The organism is Yoonia sp. JB2-21, from assembly GCF_055693545.1.
Window position 1 is genome coordinate 357,959 of record NZ_JBVFUC010000001.1, and the last position, 18,552, is coordinate 376,510.

Annotated in this window: 17 protein-coding genes and 1 pseudogene; 4 read left to right on the top strand and 14 right to left on the bottom strand. The window is 56.3% G+C overall.

The window, feature by feature from the left end; genetic code table 11:
• Window positions 1-12 precede the first annotated feature (12 nt).
• The 4 genes from ACZ1G5_RS01780 to ACZ1G5_RS01795 all read left to right on the top strand — a co-directional run bounded on the left by ACZ1G5_RS01780 (window position 13) and on the right by ACZ1G5_RS01795 (window position 3,646).
• A complete protein-coding gene (locus ACZ1G5_RS01780; RefSeq protein ID WP_472731224.1) occupies window positions 13-693 on the top strand; it encodes a hypothetical protein in 681 nt (226 codons plus the stop codon).
• A 15-nt stretch (window positions 694-708) separates the two neighbouring features.
• Window positions 709-1,443 (top strand): hypothetical protein, encoded by a 735-nt coding sequence (locus ACZ1G5_RS01785; protein WP_472731225.1) that lies wholly within the window; start codon window positions 709-711, stop codon window positions 1,441-1,443.
• Window positions 1,444-1,589: 146 nt separating this feature from the next.
• Window positions 1,590-3,071: a DEAD/DEAH box helicase gene (locus ACZ1G5_RS01790; protein ID WP_472731226.1), complete on the top strand. Its 1,482-nt coding sequence runs from the start codon at window positions 1,590-1,592 to the stop codon at window positions 3,069-3,071.
• Window positions 3,072-3,343: 272 nt separating this feature from the next.
• Entirely contained in the window at window positions 3,344-3,646 is a 303-nt protein-coding gene (locus ACZ1G5_RS01795; RefSeq protein WP_472731227.1) for a hypothetical protein, read from the top strand.
• Between the two features lie 238 nt (window positions 3,647-3,884).
• Here the strand turns inward: ACZ1G5_RS01795 and ACZ1G5_RS01800 are convergent, their stop codons facing one another.
• The 14 genes and pseudogenes from ACZ1G5_RS01800 to ACZ1G5_RS01865 all read right to left on the bottom strand — a co-directional run bounded on the left by ACZ1G5_RS01800 (window position 3,885) and on the right by ACZ1G5_RS01865 (window position 18,538).
• Window positions 3,885-5,549: a ribonuclease J gene (locus ACZ1G5_RS01800; RefSeq protein WP_472731228.1), complete on the bottom strand. Its 1,665-nt coding sequence runs from the start codon at window positions 5,547-5,549 to the stop codon at window positions 3,885-3,887.
• Window positions 5,546-6,319 carry a type III pantothenate kinase gene (locus ACZ1G5_RS01805; protein ID WP_472731229.1) on the bottom strand — a complete coding sequence of 258 codons (774 nt, stop codon included), beginning with the start codon at window positions 6,317-6,319 and terminating at the stop codon, window positions 5,546-5,548. Before ACZ1G5_RS01805 ends, ACZ1G5_RS01800 begins: the two co-directional genes overlap by 4 nt.
• 12 nt (window positions 6,320-6,331) lie before the next feature.
• Entirely contained in the window at window positions 6,332-7,093 is a 762-nt protein-coding gene (locus tag ACZ1G5_RS01810; protein WP_472731230.1) for a biotin--[acetyl-CoA-carboxylase] ligase, read from the bottom strand.
• Entirely contained in the window at window positions 7,083-8,519 is a 1,437-nt protein-coding gene (gene nuoN, locus ACZ1G5_RS01815) for an NADH-quinone oxidoreductase subunit NuoN (protein ID WP_472731231.1), read from the bottom strand. Before nuoN ends, ACZ1G5_RS01810 begins: the two co-directional genes overlap by 11 nt.
• An 11-nt stretch (window positions 8,520-8,530) precedes the next feature.
• Window positions 8,531-10,072 (bottom strand): NADH-quinone oxidoreductase subunit M, encoded by a 1,542-nt coding sequence (locus ACZ1G5_RS01820; RefSeq protein ID WP_472731232.1) that lies wholly within the window; start codon window positions 10,070-10,072, stop codon window positions 8,531-8,533.
• Window positions 9,996-12,188: an NADH-quinone oxidoreductase subunit L gene (gene nuoL / locus ACZ1G5_RS01825; RefSeq protein WP_472731233.1), complete on the bottom strand. Its 2,193-nt coding sequence runs from the start codon at window positions 12,186-12,188 to the stop codon at window positions 9,996-9,998. Before nuoL ends, ACZ1G5_RS01820 begins: the two co-directional genes overlap by 77 nt.
• Window positions 12,189-12,193: 5 nt before the next feature.
• Window positions 12,194-12,499 (bottom strand): NADH-quinone oxidoreductase subunit NuoK, encoded by a 306-nt coding sequence (gene nuoK, locus ACZ1G5_RS01830; protein ID WP_472731234.1) that lies wholly within the window; start codon window positions 12,497-12,499, stop codon window positions 12,194-12,196.
• A gap of 52 nt (window positions 12,500-12,551) precedes the next feature.
• The gene (locus tag ACZ1G5_RS01835; RefSeq protein WP_472731235.1) at window positions 12,552-12,989 is read right to left on the bottom strand and encodes a hypothetical protein; all 438 of its coding nucleotides are present in this window, start codon (window positions 12,987-12,989) and stop codon (window positions 12,552-12,554) included.
• A gap of 35 nt (window positions 12,990-13,024) precedes the next feature.
• The gene (locus ACZ1G5_RS01840) at window positions 13,025-13,630 is read right to left on the bottom strand and encodes an NADH-quinone oxidoreductase subunit J (protein WP_472731236.1); all 606 of its coding nucleotides are present in this window, start codon (window positions 13,628-13,630) and stop codon (window positions 13,025-13,027) included.
• Window positions 13,627-14,025, bottom strand: coding sequence for a carboxymuconolactone decarboxylase family protein (locus tag ACZ1G5_RS01845; RefSeq protein WP_472731237.1), 399 nt, complete (start codon window positions 14,023-14,025; stop codon window positions 13,627-13,629). The genes ACZ1G5_RS01840 and ACZ1G5_RS01845 overlap by 4 nt, the downstream gene beginning before the upstream one ends.
• Window positions 14,022-14,516: an NADH-quinone oxidoreductase subunit NuoI gene (nuoI, locus tag ACZ1G5_RS01850; RefSeq protein ID WP_472731238.1), complete on the bottom strand. Its 495-nt coding sequence runs from the start codon at window positions 14,514-14,516 to the stop codon at window positions 14,022-14,024. The genes ACZ1G5_RS01845 and nuoI overlap by 4 nt, the downstream gene beginning before the upstream one ends.
• 422 nt (window positions 14,517-14,938) lie before the next feature.
• Window positions 14,939-15,964, bottom strand: a pseudogene (gene nuoH, locus ACZ1G5_RS01855) (NADH-quinone oxidoreductase subunit NuoH); the annotation flags it as partial.
• Between the two features lie 12 nt (window positions 15,965-15,976).
• Window positions 15,977-17,995, bottom strand: a complete 2,019-nt coding sequence (gene nuoG, locus ACZ1G5_RS01860; protein ID WP_472731239.1) for an NADH-quinone oxidoreductase subunit NuoG — start codon at window positions 17,993-17,995, stop codon at window positions 15,977-15,979.
• Between the two features lie 138 nt (window positions 17,996-18,133).
• The gene (locus tag ACZ1G5_RS01865; RefSeq protein ID WP_472731240.1) at window positions 18,134-18,538 is read right to left on the bottom strand and encodes a DUF5333 domain-containing protein; all 405 of its coding nucleotides are present in this window, start codon (window positions 18,536-18,538) and stop codon (window positions 18,134-18,136) included.
• Window positions 18,539-18,552: the final 14 nt, after the last annotated feature.

Sequence of the window (18,552 nt, forward strand, 5' to 3'; positions counted from 1 at the left end):
GAGAGTACAGTAGTGAGTAACCACAGAAACATCCTGGTCTTGCCTATCGTCTGCCTTGTCGCCGGTTGCGGCGGAATTGGTGGTAGCGATAGCAACGGCGGCGATACGGGCATAACCCGCGCGAGTTTTGATGACCTGAATGCAGACTATGATCGTCTACGCCCTTCTGTCGAGTTCGGGGCGACATCAACAACGGGTCTCGCGCCTGAAAACCTGCCAGCAAGCGGTGGCGCGATTTATGACAGCGTGCTGAGCATTCTTATCTATCCAGCAACCCAAGACGATAATTTTCTTGAGGTACTGGGTGACATGCAGATCACCGCAGAATTCGGTGCCGGCGCTGACACGATCTCAGGCGGAGCTGATAACTTTGCCGACAGCGCCGGCGATAGCTATGAGGGCCGCATGGATATCAGTGACGGGGTTATCTTTCGCGACGAAAACCCCAGTACAGCGTCGTTTGCCGCCAATTTTGGCGGTAATTTGGTAAACTCTACTGATGGGGGTAATTTTGACGTCGACTCCATCATTGTCGGCGACTTTCACGGCCCAAATTACGAATTCATCGGCGGCGCAATGCGCGGAACCATCACGACGCCCGAAGGCATCTTGGAGATAAACGATGGTATCGACCGAAATAACGGGACTGACCCAAATCCCGACGGGGACGGTATTTTCCTTGGCGAACGCTGAGGCGCACGGCGCGCTGTGACTGCATCTGACGCAACATTCCCCGGCGGCATTGCAGCGCTTCTGCCGCAATATCAAAAGCGTCGCGCACTGCTGACAGGGGCCGATGTGCCCCCTGCAAACGTCGACTTTGCTCTGCTCAAGACGCAGCAATTGCCTGCGCAGGAACTGCCGCGACCCGAGGCGCTGACCCGGGTCGAAAAAAAGCGCCATATGCTGCTTGGCGAACTGGCTGGCCATACCGAGTTGGCCTTGCTGCATGGGCTTCTGGTATCGCATCTGCGCAAGCACACGTACCCCGATGGCGCCCCGGCGTTGTTTCTGCGGCTTTGGGCCGAAGAAGAGGCTTGGCTACTCGCCAATCTGCCAACGCGCTGGCTCATCTCTGCGGTTATCACCTTTGCTGATCATGGGGAAACCGAGGCAGACCGCAACCTTGCCGCACGCATGAACATGTTGTTTTCACTCATGAAAATCTATGAGGCCGAGCGGTGTTTTTCAGGCAAAGCGCCGCAAAATCCGTTTCGCATCCAGGATCGCAACAAATCTGCCCTTCCGATGGGGATGAAGGACTTTTCGATGCTGAATGGCGATCTGGAAGCGCACTTGCTTGCACCGCTCTGGCGTGATGCAGAAAAGGCGCCGGCGATTGGTAATCTGACACGTCACCTGCTCAATGCGCTGAACGAAGACGACGGAACTGTCTTTCGCCGCTTTGCAATCATGCGTGACAAAAGCGGCAAACAGCGGTGAGCATTGCGTCAAAACAGCGCTCTGCTTGACGCAGATGGGCTTATCCGGTATCGGCAATCACGGCCTTAGCTGGCTGACGACGCGGGACGCTCGGCACAATGCGTCCTTTCACAACGTGTGGACCGATCCGCACATATAGGACGTATATGACCAAGTTTACTGACCTGAACCTTGCCCCCAAGGTTCTCAAAGCTGTAGCTGAAACCGGCTACGATACCCCAACACCTATTCAGGCCGGTGCGATACAACCTGCCCTTGAAGGCCGCGATGTTCTGGGGATTGCCCAGACCGGTACGGGCAAGACCGCTGCCTTTACGCTGCCGATGATCACGCTTTTGGGCCGTGGTCGGGCACGGGCACGGATGCCCCGTTCGCTTGTTCTGGCACCCACACGGGAATTGGCCGCACAAGTGGCTGAAAACTTTGATGCTTACGCCAAATACACCAAACTGTCGCGTGCGCTGTTGATTGGTGGCACCAGCTTCAAGGATCAGGACAAGATCATCGACAAAGGCGTCGATGTGCTGATTGCGACCCCCGGTCGCCTGCTGGACCATCTGGAACGCGGTAAGCTGATCCTGACTGATGTAAAAATCATGGTGGTGGATGAGGCCGATCGCATGCTCGACATGGGGTTCATTCCTGACATCGAGGAAATCTTCAAACGGACGCCGTTTACGCGTCAAACACTGTTCTTCTCTGCCACGATGGCACCCGAGATTGAGCGGATCACCAATACCTTCCTGTCCAACCCTGCGAAAATCGAAGTGGCCCGTGCTGCGACGACCAACACCAATATCAAACAGGGTGTTGTGATGTTCAAAGGTTCTGCCAAACCCAAAGAGCCGTCAGAAAAGCGTGAGCTCTTGCGCAACCTGATTGATGCTGAAGGCGAGGCCTGCAGCAACGCGATCATCTTCTGCAACCGCAAGTCGGACGTGGATATTGTCGCGAAATCATTGACAAAATACGGCTATCAGGCGGCCCCGATCCATGGCGATCTGGACCAGTCACACCGCACCAAAACGCTCGACCGGTTCCGCGACAATGACCTGCGGTTCCTTGTGGCCTCTGACGTGGCCGCGCGTGGTTTGGATATCCCGGCCGTGACGCACGTGTTTAACTTCGACGTGCCCAGCCACGCCGAAGACTACGTGCACCGCATCGGGCGCACAGGTCGCGCGGGCCGTTCTGGCACCGCAATCATGATCTGCGTACCACGGGATGAAAAGAACCTCGACGATGTGGAACGTCTGGTGAAAGAAACCATTCCGCGTCTGGACATTCCCGGTGGAAAAGCCGCCCCTGCCCCGGTTGAGGCGGAAAAGGCTGAGAAGTCAGAAAAGACCGAAGATAAACCCAAACGCACCCGCAACCGGCGCAAGAAAGACGACGCACCGGCAGCCGAGGCAAAGACAGAAGAGACACCGGTCGAGGCTGCACCAAAAGAAGCAGCACCTGCACAAGACGCACAGCCCAAGCGCGACGACAAACCCAAACAAGACCGCAATCGCGGCGGACGCGGACGCGGCAATGACCGGCGTGATAACGGACCAAAGGTTGTTGGGATGGGGGACGAACCGCCTGCTTTTATCGCAATGAGCTTTGCGGAGCGGGCGAAGGGGTAATGTGAGTCGGGGTTAACCCCGACCTACTCTAGGTTTCACCAGATCAGCAGACATACCGTCCGGTTTACCGGACATCGCCCGACCTCCCTCTCCCGGAGGGCACTGCTCTGAGTTATCTGCTGCACTTTGGTGTTGTTCTTGACGCTCATAAGCCTGTGTGAGTCCAGATCAAACAAAGGCTCAAAAACTTATCCACATAAGTGTGCACAGAATCAGAGATCGATAATAATCTGTCTCTACATATTGTACAAAATAACTAAGAAAAACTAAATGTGGATATTGCGGATGAGCCTACCAGTTATCCACAGGGTTTTCCCGCAGCTTATCCACCATCATTTCCAGATGGTCACTGCACCACTCTATGTTGTATTGTGATAGCCGAGCAGTATCAAAATATAGGAGAGTGCACTTTGAAAGCATTTCTCAACTTACTAAAGACCGCTGAACTTAAGCTTGGTTTCATGCAGGGGCATGGTCTCGGCGCGCTGTTCCTCTTTCTCATAGTATTGGCATTTATCTCACTTCAATTTGCTGCAGGGGATGACATGGGAGCTCTGCTGCCTGTTAGACCTTAAGCCACGAGTTAAACAACGGGCAAAGCAGGGTAAGAATAGTTCACGCCTCACCCCAACCTAAGTTGCCTTTCACCTTTATCAGCCAAACATCCCGCCCGGTTCACCGGGCATCGCCCGACCTTCCCCCGGAGGGCGATTTTGCGACGTTGCAACCTTCATGACGTTTCGTTTCTGGTAAGGTCGCATCATATGGCAAGGTGGCAACGCCCTCCAGGTCGGGCGATGGCCTAGCGTTCTCCTAGCTAAGCCGCGAGACAATCACCGTCACCTCAGGCTTCTTCCCGATCTCGCCTTGCGCAGACCGCCGTGCAATCGACTTAAGCTCTTTCTCCAGCTTCACATCATCCCGCAATGTCTTGGCATTGGCGCGGTTCACGAACTGGCTCAGGTCTTCTTCGACCACCTCTACCAAGGCCGCATTGCTGCTGCCCGTCTCGGCCAGGCCGTTGGTTTCCACCCAAGGATCACCCAATGGCTCGTCGTTTTCGTCGATGATCAGCGTCACGATCAGATGCCCGTTCAGCGCCATGCGGATGCGGTTGCGCACCACGCCGTCCAGCGCGCCGACCTGCACTGACCCATCCAGATAGGTCCGCCCGGTTTCGATATATTCGGCCACGGTAGGTTGATTACCGGACAGATCAATCATCATGCCGTTGACGGCGACGATGCCTGACAACCCCGCCTCTGCCCCCAGTTTCACATGCTCGCGCAGGTGGCGGTGTTCGCCATGCATCGGAATCAGGGTTTGTGGTTTCGTGATCTGGTGCAGGCGCGCCAGATCGGGCCGGTTGGCGTGGCCCGATACGTGATATTTGCCACCTGCGTCGTCGATCACATCGACGCCCAGTTCGGACAGTTGGTTCATGATGCGGATCACACCGCGTTCATTGCCGGGGATGGTTTTTGAGGAAAAGAGGAACGTGTCCCCTTCCTTCAGCTTGATCCCCAGATAAGACCCCTGCGCCAATTGGGCAGAGGCCGCGCGGCGTTCGCCTTGCGACCCCGTGACCAACAACATCACGTTTTCACGCGGCATTTGCAGCGCGTCTTCGGGGGACACAACCGATGGGAAGCCTTTGAGGATGCCCACTTCGGTCGCCGCCTCAACCATGCGCCGCATCGCGCGACCCAGCAGCACAACGGAGCGATCCGCCTTTTGCGCGGCCAAGGCCAGCGTTTTCAATCGCGCGATGTTGGATGCAAAGGTCGTCGCGACAACCATGCCAGAGGCTTCTTTCATCATGTCCGTGATCGCGTCACCAATCGTCGCTTCTGACCGCCCCGGATCGCGCGAGAACACGTTTGTGCTGTCACAGACCAGCGCCTTGACCCCGTCTTTTGATACCTCTTCCCAGAGCGCCTCATTCCACGGATCCCCGACCACAGGCGTTTCATCAATCTTGAAATCGCCCGAATGCAACACGCGGCCCTCTGGCGTATCGATGAGCAGGCCTGCGCTTTCAGGGATGGAGTGACTGATTGGCAGGTAAGACACCGTCAGCGGGCCGCATTTGATCATCTCTGGATAGACATCCACAACTTTGACCACCGATGGCGGGTGCCCGTGCTCATCCAGCTTGCGCCGCGCGATATTCGCGGTAAAGGGACGCGCATAGACAGGTGCGCCCAGCTGTTCCCAGTAGTGCCCAATGGCACCGACGTGGTCTTCGTGGGCGTGGGTGATAAAGATCCCTTCGATCTGTGCTTTGCGTTCACGCAGCCAAGCAATATCCGGCAGGATCAGATCGACCCCCGGCGTGCCGTCCATATCTGGAAAGGTCACGCCCAGGTCGACCACAATCAGCCGTTCTTTGTCGGCCGGCCCGTAGCCGTAGACATAGGCATTCATGCCAATTTCGCCAGCGCCCCCCAGGGGCAGATAAATCAGGCGGTCACTCATGCATTGTCCTTGTTATATTGATGGATGACGGTCAGCCCGTGCATCGTCAGGTCGTCTTCGAAAGCATCAAACAGCCGCTCGGACTGCTGGAAAAGCGGGGCAAGGCCGCCGGTTGAGATGACCTGCATGGGCACCCCGCGTTCTGCCTTGATCCGCGCGCATATCTCACGCACCAGCCCGATGTAACCCCAAAAGACGCCAGACTGCATACAGGCCACCGTATTGGTGCCGATGACAGACTGCGGTTTGGTGATGTCGACATGCGGCAAGGCGGCGGCGGCGTTATGCAAGGCCTCCAGCGACAGGTTCACGCCGGGTGCGATGACGCCACCCTCATAGGCCCCATCCTCGGCCACCACGTCAAAGGTCGTGGCGGTCCCAAAATCAACAACGATCAGGTTGCCCCCGTGCCGGTCATAGGCCCCTGCAGTGTTCACCAATCGGTCGGGCCCGACTTGCGTGCCTTCGTCCACCCGTGGCTCTGCAGGAAGGAGACAGTCGGATTTGCCCACAACCATCGGGCGGCAGTTGTAATAGCGGTCGGCAAAGACCCGCAGGTTAAAAACGACGCGGGGCACAGTAGAGCTGACGATCACCTCGGTGATCACCACATCCAGCTTTTGAAACCGCATGAGCGTGGACAGCCAGACATAGTACTGATCCGCCGTGCGCTGCCACTCCGTACTGGTCCGCCATGTCGCGATAAATCGCTCCCCGTCCCAGATTGAAAACACAGTGTTGGTGTTGCCGCAATCAATAGCCAGAAGCATGGCTTAGCCTCCTTAGAAAAATACATCCGCAGCGGGGATCGCGCGCGGCCCTGTGCCGGTGATCAGCACCAGGTTGCCATCACGGTCGATACTGTCAAAGATGCCTGTGACGTCTTCGCGCGCCGTGCGCGCGGTAATCACCTCACCCAAACGCGCGGCATTGGCCAGCCAATCGTCGCGGATGCGGTCAAAACCAAGGCGCATCAGTTTTGCCTCTTGGGTGGCGTAGGCATCGGCAAGGGTGGACAGAAAGTCCTTTGGTTCCACCTCTTCGCCGCCTGCGGCGACAAGGCTTGTCGGCGCAAACGCGGCATCTGTTACGCCTTCGGGAACATGTTTGAGGTTGACACCAATCCCAATCGACAGCCAGTCAACGAAAGGTCCCTGCCCGCTGCTCTCCAACAGGATACCGGCCACCTTGCCACCTGACAGCAGCACGTCATTGGGCCATTTCAGCGAAAGCTTATCCGCAGAAACATAAATAGACAGCGCCTGAAACAGCGCGTTGGCTGCAAGAAAAGACCGCTTTGCCGCCTCGGGGGCAGTTGCCTCTGGTCGACAGATCAACGTCGCACTTAGGTTACCCGCGGGCACAATCCACTGGCGTCCGCGCCGACCACGCGCCGCAGTTTGGGTCTTGGCCATGATCCATGTCGGGCGCTCAATATCGCGGGCGCGCCGCGCGGCCTCTGCCATTGTGCTGTCAACACTGTCCAGCACGACGCGGGCGTAGCCTTCTGGCCACGGCCCATGATCATGGGGGTCAATTGACAAGCGTTGCCGCCGCTGCTGCGGCAATGGGCTCAATACCGAACAGGTTCACGACACCAACCAGCATGATCGCCGCAGAACCCATCAGGAACGCCCAAAGGACCGGGTTCATCTTGCCGTCAAGCTGTTCGCCCTCTTCGCCAAAGTACATGAAATAGACGATGCGGATATAGTAGAAGGCACCGATCACGGATGCGATGACACCAGCCACAGCAAGCCACGCTAATCCACCATCATAGGCTGCGCGCAAGACATAGAACTTGCCAAAGAAGCCGACCATCGGCGGCACACCCGCCAGGCTGAACAGCAAAACAAGCATGGCTAGCGCCCGCAACGGTTGACGCTTTGAATACATCTTAAGGCTATCGATATTTGTGACCGGGCGACCGTCTCGTTCCATCGAAAGGATAAAAGCAAAGGTGCCGATATTCATGGTCACATAAATCGCCATATAGATCAGCATCGCCTGTACACCAAAGGCCGTGCCTGCAGCCAGACCCATCAACGCAAAGCCCATATGGGCAATCGAGGAATATGCCATCAGACGTTTGATATCCTTTTGGCCAATCGCCGCGATCGCGCCAAGGAACATGGACACAACGGCAAGGAACGCCACGATCTGTTGCCAGTCCCCAACGATGCCACCAAATGCGTCATGCACAACACGCGCGAAAAGCGCCATCGCAGCCACTTTGGGTGCAGTGGCAAAGAACGCCGTGACGGGCGTGGGCGATCCTTCGTAGACGTCCGGCGTCCACATGTGGAATGGCGCGGCAGAGACCTTGAAGGCGAAACCTGCCAGCAGGAACACAAGGCCAAACAGCAAGCCCAGCGATGCGCCGCCTTCGGTCGCTTCGATGATGCCTGCAAAAAGTGTGGTGCCGGCAAAGCCATATGTCAGTGATGCGCCATACAGCAGCAGACCTGAAGACAGCGCGCCGAGGACGAAATATTTCAAGCCAGCTTCGGTCGATTTCACGCTGTCACGGCGCAATGACGCGACGACATAAAGCGCCAAAGATTGCAGCTCCAATCCCATATAGAGCGCCATCAGATCGCCGGCTGAAACCATCACCATCATGCCGACAACGGCAAGCGCCACCAGCAGCGGATATTCGAAACGCAACAGGCCACGCCGCTGCATGTAGGTTTCCGACATCAGCAGAACCGCCGCTGCAGAGACGAGGATCACGATCTTGGCAAAACGGGCAAAGCCATCGTCAACGAACATCCCGCCAAAGGCGATGTTGGTCCCCTGCCCGTTGATCCCGATCCAGACCGCCAGCAAGATGAACAGACCTGACGTCGCCCATGTCAAAAGCGGTGCCATTGCATCTTTGGTCGTATAGACAGCGGCCAGCAACGCGATCATCGCATAGATCGACAGCACGATCTCGGGCATCAGGATTTGGATATCAGCGCCAATCATTCCAGCGTTCCTTAGTTCGAAGCAAACTGCGTGGCGGCCTCAAAGGTCGCCAACGCGGTGTCATAGTTGCCGACCAGTGCGGTTACGCTCGGGCCAATAATATCGAGGACCAGCGCGGGGTAGACCCCCAGCAGCAGCGTCATCACCACCAGCGGGGCAAAGATGACCCGCTCGCGCGTCGTCATGTCTTGAATCGTTTTCAGGCTTTCCTTGATTAGATCCCCAAAGACCACGCGACGATACAACCACAGCGCATAGGCCGCTGACAGGATCACGCCTGAGGTCGCGAAAAGTGCGATCCATGTGTTCACCTGGAAGATACCCATCAGCACCAAGAATTCACCGATAAAGCCCGATGTTCCGGGTAGACCGACGTTCGCCATCGTGAAGAACATGAAGATCAGCGCATAGGCCGGCATCCGGTTCACAAGGCCGCCATAGGCGTCAATCTCGCGGGTGTGCATCCGGTCGTAGATCACGCCAACGCAGAGGAACAGCGCGCCCGAGATAAAGCCGTGGCTGATCATCTGGAAAATCGCACCATCAATCCCTTGCTGGTTCACCGCAAAGATACCCATAGTCACGTAACCCATGTGGGCGACAGAGGAATAAGCGATCAGCTTTTTCATGTCTTCCTGCACCAGTGCGACCAGCGAAGTATAGACAATCGCGATGGCCGACAGTGTCAGCACCAGCGGCCCCATGACCTCGGATCCAACGGGGAACATCGGCAGGCTGAAGCGCAGGAAGCCGTAGCCACCCATCTTCAACAGGATTGCCGCAAGCACGACCGACCCGGCGGTCGGCGCTTGGACGTGGGCATCAGGCAGCCATGTATGGACCGGCCACATCGGCATTTTGACTGCAAAGCTGGCAAAGAAAGCAAGCCACAGCAACGTCTGCATGCCGCCCACAATCTGCACACCAAGAATACTGAAATTCTCGGTCCCGAAGGTGTGGGTCATCAATGTCGGAATGTCCGTGGTGCCCGCATCAGCGAACATCGCGACCATGGCCACCAGCATCAGCACAGAACCAAGGAAGGTATAAAGGAAGAACTTGAACGACGCATAGATCCGGTTCTTACCGCCCCAGATACCGATGATCAGGAACATGGGGATCAGACCTGCCTCAAAGAACAGATAGAACAGCACCAGATCAAGCGCCAGGAACACGCCCAGCATCAAGGTTTCCAAGATCAAAAAAGCGATCATGTATTCCTTGACGCGGGATTTCACGTCCCAGCAGGACGCAATCACCAGTGGCATCAGGAAGGTCGTCAGCATCACAAAAAGGATCGAAATACCATCGACACCCATCTTATATTGCAAGCCCAGCAACCAATCGCGGGTTTCAACCATCTGAAAGCCGGTGTCAGCCGGGTCAAAGTTCGTCAGGATGAACATCGAACAGATGAAGGTTACAACCGTCGTGACAAGTGCGACCCATTTGGCATTGCGCTGTGCAGCCTCGTCATCACCGCGCAGGAACAGGGCCAGAATAACGGCACCCAGCAATGGCAGGAACGTGGTAAGGGAAAGGATATTGCCCATTATTTCGCTCCCCGAACAGCGTCATCCAGGTCAGCAAGGCGGCAATACCCAGCACCATCGCAAAGGCGTAGCTAAAGATATAGCCCGACTGCGCCCGACCCGCGAGCCGTGTGAAGAATGGAATGATCCCCATGGCCAGCCCGTTGATGCCCCCGTCGATTGTGTTTGTATCGCCCTGCTTCCACAGGATGCGGCCCAAGGCAAAGGCCGGGCGGACGAAGACAAAGTTATAGATCTCGTCAAAGTACCATTTGTTCAGCAGGAACTGGTAAAGCGGCGCTTGCTGCTCGGCCAGTTTGCGCGGCCAGTCAGGGCGACGGATATACATCTGATAGGCCAGACCCAGACCCGCCAACATCGCAAAGAATGGGGCCAGTTTGACCCAGACAGGCACCTCATGGGCATCATTCAGGACGTGATTGTCAGGACTGTTGTGAATAGCCCCCTCGCCCGGCGCGCCGACCAGATTGTAGTGGGCCTTGCCGTGACCGCCCTCTTCCTTCGCGTGATCATCGCCATGGTCGTCTGCATGATCATCGCCATGATGTTCTTCGGCTGCGTAAGGCACACCAAAGAATTTGCCGACTTTGTCGTTCGATCCAAAGAAGGACCCGTACCAAACCATGCCAGAAAAGACCGCGCCAATCGCCAACACATAAAGCGGGAACAGCATGCTGTTTGGGCTTTCATGCGCGTGGTCATGCGTATGCGCATCACCGCGCGGCGTGCCGTAGAAGGTCAGGAACATCAGACGCCAGCTGTAGAAGCTGGTCATCAGTGCCGCCACAACCAGCATCCAGAAGGCATAACCGCCAGCGGTGCCTGCATAGGCGCTTTCGATAATCGCGTCCTTGGATACGAAGCCTGCAAAACCAATCGGGAAGCCGACGTAAAGCAGCGGAATACCAACGCCGGTAATGGCCAGCGTGCCGATCATCATCATCCAGAATGTCTTGGGTATCTTATGGCGCAAGCCACCGTAGTTGCGCATGTCTTGTTCGTGGTGCATCGCGTGGATGACCGAACCAGCCCCGAGGAACAACATCGCCTTGAAGAAAGCGTGCGTCAGCAGGTGGAACATCGCGACCGAGTAAACGCCCAAGCCAGCCGCCACGAACATGTAGCCCAGCTGCGAACAGGTGGAATAGGCGATGACGCGCTTGATATCGTTCTGTACCAGACCCACGGTCGCGGCAAAGAAAGCGGTCGTCGCACCAAGGAATACGATGAAATTCGTTGTCGCCTCGGCATATTCCATCAGCGGCGACATGCGACAGACAAGGAACACACCGGCTGTAACCATGGTCGCCGCGTGGATCAGGGCGGACACTGGTGTGGGCCCTTCCATCGCATCGGGCAGCCATGTGTGCAGGAACAGTTGCGCCGATTTACCCATGGCACCGATAAACAGCAGGAAGGCAATCAGGTTCAGCGTGTTCCAGTCGCGCCACAGGAAAGTGATAGTCGCATCTTGCAGATCGGGGATCGCAGCAAAGATGTCATCAAATTTGATGCTATCAGTCACCATATAAAGGGCAAAAATACCCAAGGCGAAGCCAAAGTCACCGACACGGTTGACGACAAACGCCTTAATCGCGGCGGCACCGGCAGACGGTTTGCGGTAGTAGAAACCAATCAGCAGGTAAGAGGCCACGCCCACGCCTTCCCAGCCAAAGAACATCTGCACAAGGTTGTCGGCTGTCACAAGCATCAACATCGCGAAGGTAAAGAATGACAGGTAGGCAAAGAAACGGGGGCGGTAACTCTCGTGCTCTTTGAAATTTTCGTCATGGGCCATGTAGCCAAAGGAATACAGGTGCACGAGGGCCGACACCGTGTTGATCACGATCAGCATGATCGCGGTCAGACGGTCCATCTTGATCGCCCAATCAGTGGACAGCGTGCCGCTTTCGATCCAGCGCAGGATGTTAACAGTGTAGGCGCCGTTGGGGTGGGCGCTTGGGTCAAACGTCAGGAAAACAACCCAAGACAGGATCGCCGCCAAGAAAAGCAGGCTTGTCGCGGTCCATTGGGCGGCGGTTTCGCCGATCAGTTTCCAGCCAAATCCACACAGGATGGCGCCAACCAGCGGGGCAAAGAGGATGATGGTTTCCATTGGTCTTAACCCTTCATCACGTTGACGTCTTCAACGTCGATGGTCCCGCGGTTGCGGAAGAAACACACAAGGATCGCAAGGCCAATCGCAGCTTCAGCGGCGGCGACGGTCAAGACGAACAAGGTAAAGACCTGCCCTGTCAAATCGCCATGATGGTTTGAGAATGCGACAAGGTTGATGTTCACCGCCAGCAGCATCAATTCGATGCTCATCAGCAGGATGATCACGTTCTTGCGGTTCAGGAACAGCCCGAAAATGCCGATCACAAATAGCGCTGCGGCCACCGTGAGATAATGTTCAAGTCCGATCATTCATTCGTTCCTCTGGGGCGTTTGCCCCGCTTCTTCTGTCTGTCGCCCGCCGTTATCCGGCCAGCATAAATTCCGTCTTATCGCCGCGCAGGTCCGGATAGGTCGCAGCACAAGCGCAGTTTTCTGTTGTCTCTGTCGTGATCGCGATGTCGCGCGCGATGAATTCCAAATCCACCGCAATCCGCTCAAAGGTCGCGAAAACGCGGGCACCAGATTGATGGCGCTCCAACACCTCCAGCGCGTCATCGGTGCGGTCAAAGGCGCTGCGGGGCCCCATGTTTTCCTCAGCACTCCAAAAGCGGAGCATCTCGCCGCTTTCACATTCCACCAAAGAAAACCCCTTGGCCGTACCTTCCTGCGACCACCAATCCGTCCACATCACGCGACCTTCGCCCAGATCCATATGGAATATTTCACCACCATGGCTGACATGCGTCGTGCGTTTGCAATCGGCCAGCGTCAGGGCTTGGCCCTGGCTGGCGATCAGCATTGCAACGGTTGATATGATGGCAAGTTTGCGCAAGTTTACAGACCCTGCCCCGGCTTCACGTCTTTGAGTTCCATCGCAGTCGCCGGATCACGGTACATCTGTTCCAGCACGTTCTGACGCTTGATGTCGACCCGGTGGCGCAGCGTCAGCACGATGGCACCGATCATTGCGACCAATAGGATCAGACCGGACAGTTGGAACAGCAGGATGTATTTGTCATAGATCAGCAGACCCAGCGCGCGGGTGTTTTCCAGATCGCCTGCGGGGGCAGCAATGCGCCCCTCAACCCCGTCAGCAACGCTCCACGTTCCCAAAGCCAGCGCCAGTTGCATCAAGACAACCACACCGATCAGTAGGCCAAGCGGCAAGTATTTCGTCATTTCCGCCTTTAATTCCGCGAAATCGACGTCAAGCATCATGACCACGAACAAGAACAACACCGCGACAGCGCCCACATAGACAATGATCAGCAGCATCGCGACAAATTCCGCGCCCAAGGTCACGAACAACCCGGCAGAGGACAAAAAAGCAAGGATCAGCCACAGCACTGAATGCACCGGGTTTCGGCTCACAACTGTCATTAGGCCACCGGTCACAGTCGTCACGGCAAAGAGGTAAAATGTGAACGCGAAAACAGTCATGCGCTTTCGTCCTTTTCCAATACGTCTGTGGCCAGTTCCATGGCTTTGGTCATGGCCGGCACGCCCGCGAACATACCCATCTGGGCAATCGCTTCGGCGATTTCTTGTTTTGTGGCCCCTGCTTCCACCAGATGGCGGACGGTCAGCCTGATCTGCGCCTCGGCCTGCGCACCCAGCACGGTCAGTCCGGCAAGGGTCAGCATCAGGCGGGTTTTGGCATCAAGGCCATCAGGGTTGATGCCCTTGCCAAAGAACATCTCCATCGTCTCGGCAGGCATCGTCGGCCAGAGGTTTTCAAACCCTTTGGGCGTGAAGGCATCCATATCGACATTCATCGACTTGGCCCAGTCTTGGGACATCTTCATCATCGCTTCAAAGGGGTTTTGATCACTCATCGGTAGGGCGCATCCAGCTCTAGGTTACGCGCAATCTCAGATTCCCAGCGGTCACCGTTTTCAAGCAGCTTGTCTTTGTCGTAGTACAGCTCTTCCCGTGTCTCGGTGCTGAACTCAAAGTTCGGGCCTTCGACGATGGCATCGACCGGACAGGCCTCCTGACAGAAACCGCAGTAGATGCATTTGGTCATGTCGATGTCATAGCGGGTGGTGCGGCGGCTGCCGTCATCGCGCGGTTCGGCGTCGATGGTGATGGCTTGGGCGGGGCAAACGGCCTCGCACAGTTTACAGGCAATGCAGCGTTCTTCGCCGTTGGGGTAACGACGCAGGGCGTGTTCACCCCGGAACCGGGGGGACAGAGGCCCCTTTTCATGGGGGTAGTTCAGCGTGGCCTTGGGCGAGAAGAAGTACTTCATACCAAGGCTGAAGCCTTTCCAGAAATCCTGAAGTAGGAAATATTTCGCGGCGCGGGCATAGTCGATTTGGGTCATAGCATTCCCTTTGCTGTGGCTTGGGAAACAACGTTTTGAGAGTGTCCGAGAATATCTGCAAATGTCATGCCATCTTGGTCAACGATCTCACCATCGATCTCAAAACCAAAACCGCTCGCCAAACATGTGCTGAGGTCATTGTAGCTTGCAAGTACGCGCAAATCCTCAGCAGACGCGTCAGTTCGCAGCTTGGCTTGCCCAACATCATCAAACTGGGTGGTGGCGAGAAATGGAATAATATGCGAGGCAAAGACGACAATTCTTGCTTGTTCTTCAAGCGGCGCGTCAGCTTGTCCACCCTGAGAGCGCCAAAATGCGACAAGTTCTACAATGTCGAGCTTGTCATCTTCAGCCTTCAACGCGGCAAATTCATTGGCGCAAGTCTGATCGACAAACTGTGAAATCGTGGCCGGTTCGTCATTCCAGCGTGCCCAGAATCCACCAGCGACTTCGAATTTCGCCAAGAACGACACCAGCACCACCCATGCCAGCGACATTGGCAGGAACACTTTCCAACCGATGCGCATCAACTGATCATAGCGGTAACGCGGGGTGATCGCCTTGACCATCGAGAACATAAAGAACACCAGCGCCATCTTCAGCACCATCCACAGGATGCCGTCTGGCAGGCCCGGAATGGGTGACAACCAACCGCCAAAGAACAGCAGCGAGATCAGCGCGCACATCAGCACGACAGCCATCAATTCGCCGATCATAAACAGCAGGAACGGGGTGGATGAGTATTCCACCTGATAACCTGCGACCAGTTCTGACTCAGCCTCTGGCAGATCGAACGGCGGACGGTTGGTTTCGGCCAAGGCGCTGATAAAGAACAGGAATAGCATCGGAAAATGCGCGACCCAGAACCAATTGAAGAGGCCTGCATTGCCGTCTTGTGCCGCAACAATCGCGCCAAAGTTCATGGAACCAGCCGAGATAATCACACCGATGATGATCAGGCCGATAGAGACCTCATAAGAGATCATCTGCGCCGCAGACCGCAATGAGCCAAGGAACGGATATTTGGAGTTCGACGCCCAGCCGCCCATGATCACGCCATAAACCTCAAGCGAGCCGATGGCGAAGATATAGAGGATGGCCACGTTGATATCGGCCAGCACCCAACCATCGTTGAACGGGATCACCGACCATGAAATCACGGCCAGAACGAAGGCGATCATCGGCGCAAGGAAGAAAACAAACTTGTCCGCCCCTGCAGGAACGACGATTTCCTTGACAATATATTTGATAAAATCCGCGAAAGATTGCAGCAAGCCAAAGGCACCAACGACGTTCGGCCCTTTGCGCATCTGCACAGCGGCCCAAATCTTGCGGTCAGCGTACATCAGGAATGCCAAAGCGACCAAAAGCGGGATCAGAACCAGCAAACACTGGAACAGGATCACAAGGACAATGCCAAGGTTGGTGTTGGTAAAAAATTCAACCATAGTCTGTCGTCCTTATTCCGCAGCTATTGGCGCGGATTTACGTGCCTTTGCGTTCGCGCTGAGTTCCGCCATCAGGCTAGAAGCGCGTGCAATCGGGTTCGTCAGATAGAAATCAGCAACGGCATTTCGGAAATCCGCACTGCCCGGTTTTTTGACCGGCAAAGGCTGCCATGCGTTCTCGGCCACCTCGTCAATCCGGCCCAGATGCGGATGTGCCGCGACCAGTGCCTGACGCAGCTGCGCCATGCTGTCGAATGGCAATGTGGCATCCAGTTCGGCAGATAGCGCGCGCAAGATCGCCCAATTTTCCTTGGCCTCACCCGGTGGGAAGCTGGCGCGCAACGCCAATTGCGGACGCCCTTCGGTGTTGACGAATAGCCCATTTTCCTCCGTGTAGGCCGCAGCAGGCAGAATGATGTCGGCGCGGTGCGCACCACGGTCGCCGTGCGATCCTTGGTAGATCACGAATGCACCCGGTGCGACGTCAACCTCATCCGCGCCAAGGTTATAGATCACTTCAGCACCATCCAGCGCGGCCGTCAGCCCGCCTTCGGTGACCGCACCCACGTCCATCGCACCCACACGACCCGCAGCAGTGTGCAGGATCAACAGCTTGGAATTTGCAGCCGCAGCCGCTTTCATGGCTTGGCTGAGCACAGCTTCGCCATCGGCCTCGTTCAGCGCGCCCATGCCAACGATCATCACGCCGGCCACGTCTTGTTTGTCGGAATGATCCATCGCGGCCAAACCAACCAGATCATCGCGGCCTGTGCCGATCTGCATCACATCAAATGTCAGATCATCGTTGGTGCCGATCCGCGCAACCTTTGCACCGCGCGACCAAGCCTGACGGATACGCGCGTTCAGCACCGGCGCTTCTGTGCGTGGGTTTGTGCCGATCATCATGATCATCTGCGCGTTATCAATGTCCTCGATGGTCGCATTACCCACATAGGCCGAGCGATTACCTATGGGCAGTTTCGCCCCGTCGGTGCGGCATTCGACGTTGCCGCCCTGCCCTTCGATCAGTTGCTTGATCGCGAATGCAGCCTCAACCGGGGCCAAATCGCCGACAAGGCCCGCAACCTTCTTGCCTTTCATGGCAGTTGCAGCGGCAGAGAGTGCTTCAGGCCAGCTAGCTTTGCGCAATTTACCGTTTTCACGAATATAGGGTGTGTCCAGACGCTGCTTGCGCAACCCATCCCAGACAAACCGTGTTTTGTCGGAAATCCACTCTTCGTTCACGCCGTCATGGTTGCGCGGCAAGAACCGCATGACTTCCCGGCCTTTGGTATCGACGCGAATGTTTGAGCCAAGGGCATCCATCACATCAATTGATTCTGTCTTGGTCAGTTCCCACGGACGCGCAGTGAAAGCGTAGGGCTTGGAGACAAGCGCACCAACGGGGCAAAGATCAATGATATTACCCTGCATATTCGAATCGAGCGTTTCACCCAGATATGACGTGATCTCTGCATCCTCACCACGGCCCGTCTGGCCCATCTGGTGAATACCCGCGACTTCCGTCGTGAAGCGCACGCAACGGGTGCAGGAAATGCAGCGGGTCATGTGGGTTTCGACCAAAGGACCAAGGTCCAGATCTTCGGTCGCGCGTTTCGGCTCGCGGAAACGGCTGAAATCGACGCCATAAGCCATCGCCTGGTCTTGCAAATCACACTCGCCACCCTGATCGCAAATCGGGCAATCCAGCGGGTGGTTGATCAGCAGAAATTCCATCACGCCCTCACGGGCCTTTTTGACCATGGGCGAATTGGTTTTCACAACGGGCGGTTGGCCTTCGGGACCGGGGCGCAAATCGCGAACCTGCATCGCGCAAGATGCGGCGGGCTTTGGTGGGCCACCCACAACCTCAACCAGACACATCCGGCAGTTGCCTGCGATCGAAAGCCGTTCGTGATAGCAGAAGCGCGGGATCTCGATCCCGGCTTCTTCGCAGGCTTGTATCAGGGTCATAGCCCCGTCAACTTCGACCTCATTTCCATCAATGACGACTTTGCGCAGATCAGACATGGCGTGCCTTATTTGTTCCCTATCACGCCTTGGACGAATTCAGCCCATGCGCTTTGCCACGCGTTCTATCGCGACAGGCCACGCGATGCCAGTCAGATCGACAAAAAAGAGCGCAATTTTCGCGCCGATGCAGGTGCCTTAGCGCAGGAGCCAGCCCACACGGGTATTTGCATCAATTTGCGCGCGTCCAACCGCGCAATGGCTGGCCTCATCACCCGGTATCACGCCAAGCTCGGCAAGCTGCGTGCGCGCAATGGCTTCAAGCCGATCTTTTTCGGCCTCATCATTGATATAGGCGTCGATTTCAGCGTCGGAATACCCAAGGCTGCTGGCACGGCTTTTAAGTGATTGCAGGTAACTCAATCCACGAAACAAGCGCGCACTCAGGCCGTCGCATTCTTCGGAAAGTTCATAAGCCATACCGACGTAGATAATGCCGTCGCGGACCTCGGCGACGTCTTTCAACGCGGTTTGCGCTGACAGATGGCCTGTCGACATGACCGTTGCGAATAGGATCGCGGATGTCAGAGCACGCTTTTTCATTTTTCTTCTCCTGC

Bases quoted from the DNA above. Each gene is read 5' to 3' on its own strand.
- ACZ1G5_RS01790 (WP_472731226.1), top strand. From the start codon at position 1,590: ATGACCAAGTTTACTGACCTGAACCTTGCCCCCAAGGTTCTCAAAGCT.
- ACZ1G5_RS01800 (WP_472731228.1), bottom strand. From the start codon at position 5,549: ATGAGTGACCGCCTGATTTATCTGCCCCTGGGGGGCGCTGGCGAAATT.
- ACZ1G5_RS01805 (WP_472731229.1), bottom strand. From the start codon at position 6,319: ATGCTTCTGGCTATTGATTGCGGCAACACCAACACTGTGTTTTCAATC.
- nuoN (WP_472731231.1), bottom strand. From the start codon at position 8,519: ATGATTGGCGCTGATATCCAAATCCTGATGCCCGAGATCGTGCTGTCG.
- ACZ1G5_RS01820 (WP_472731232.1), bottom strand. From the start codon at position 10,072: ATGGGCAATATCCTTTCCCTTACCACGTTCCTGCCATTGCTGGGTGCC.
- nuoL (WP_472731233.1), bottom strand. From the start codon at position 12,188: ATGGAAACCATCATCCTCTTTGCCCCGCTGGTTGGCGCCATCCTGTGT.
- nuoK (WP_472731234.1), bottom strand. From the start codon at position 12,499: ATGATCGGACTTGAACATTATCTCACGGTGGCCGCAGCGCTATTTGTG.
- ACZ1G5_RS01835 (WP_472731235.1), bottom strand. From the start codon at position 12,989: ATGCTGATCGCCAGCCAGGGCCAAGCCCTGACGCTGGCCGATTGCAAA.
- ACZ1G5_RS01840 (WP_472731236.1), bottom strand. From the start codon at position 13,630: ATGACTGTTTTCGCGTTCACATTTTACCTCTTTGCCGTGACGACTGTG.
- ACZ1G5_RS01845 (WP_472731237.1), bottom strand. From the start codon at position 14,025: ATGAGTGATCAAAACCCCTTTGAAGCGATGATGAAGATGTCCCAAGAC.
- nuoI (WP_472731238.1), bottom strand. From the start codon at position 14,516: ATGACCCAAATCGACTATGCCCGCGCCGCGAAATATTTCCTACTTCAG.
- nuoG (WP_472731239.1), bottom strand. From the start codon at position 17,995: ATGTCTGATCTGCGCAAAGTCGTCATTGATGGAAATGAGGTCGAAGTT.
- ACZ1G5_RS01865 (WP_472731240.1), bottom strand. From the start codon at position 18,538: ATGAAAAAGCGTGCTCTGACATCCGCGATCCTATTCGCAACGGTCATG.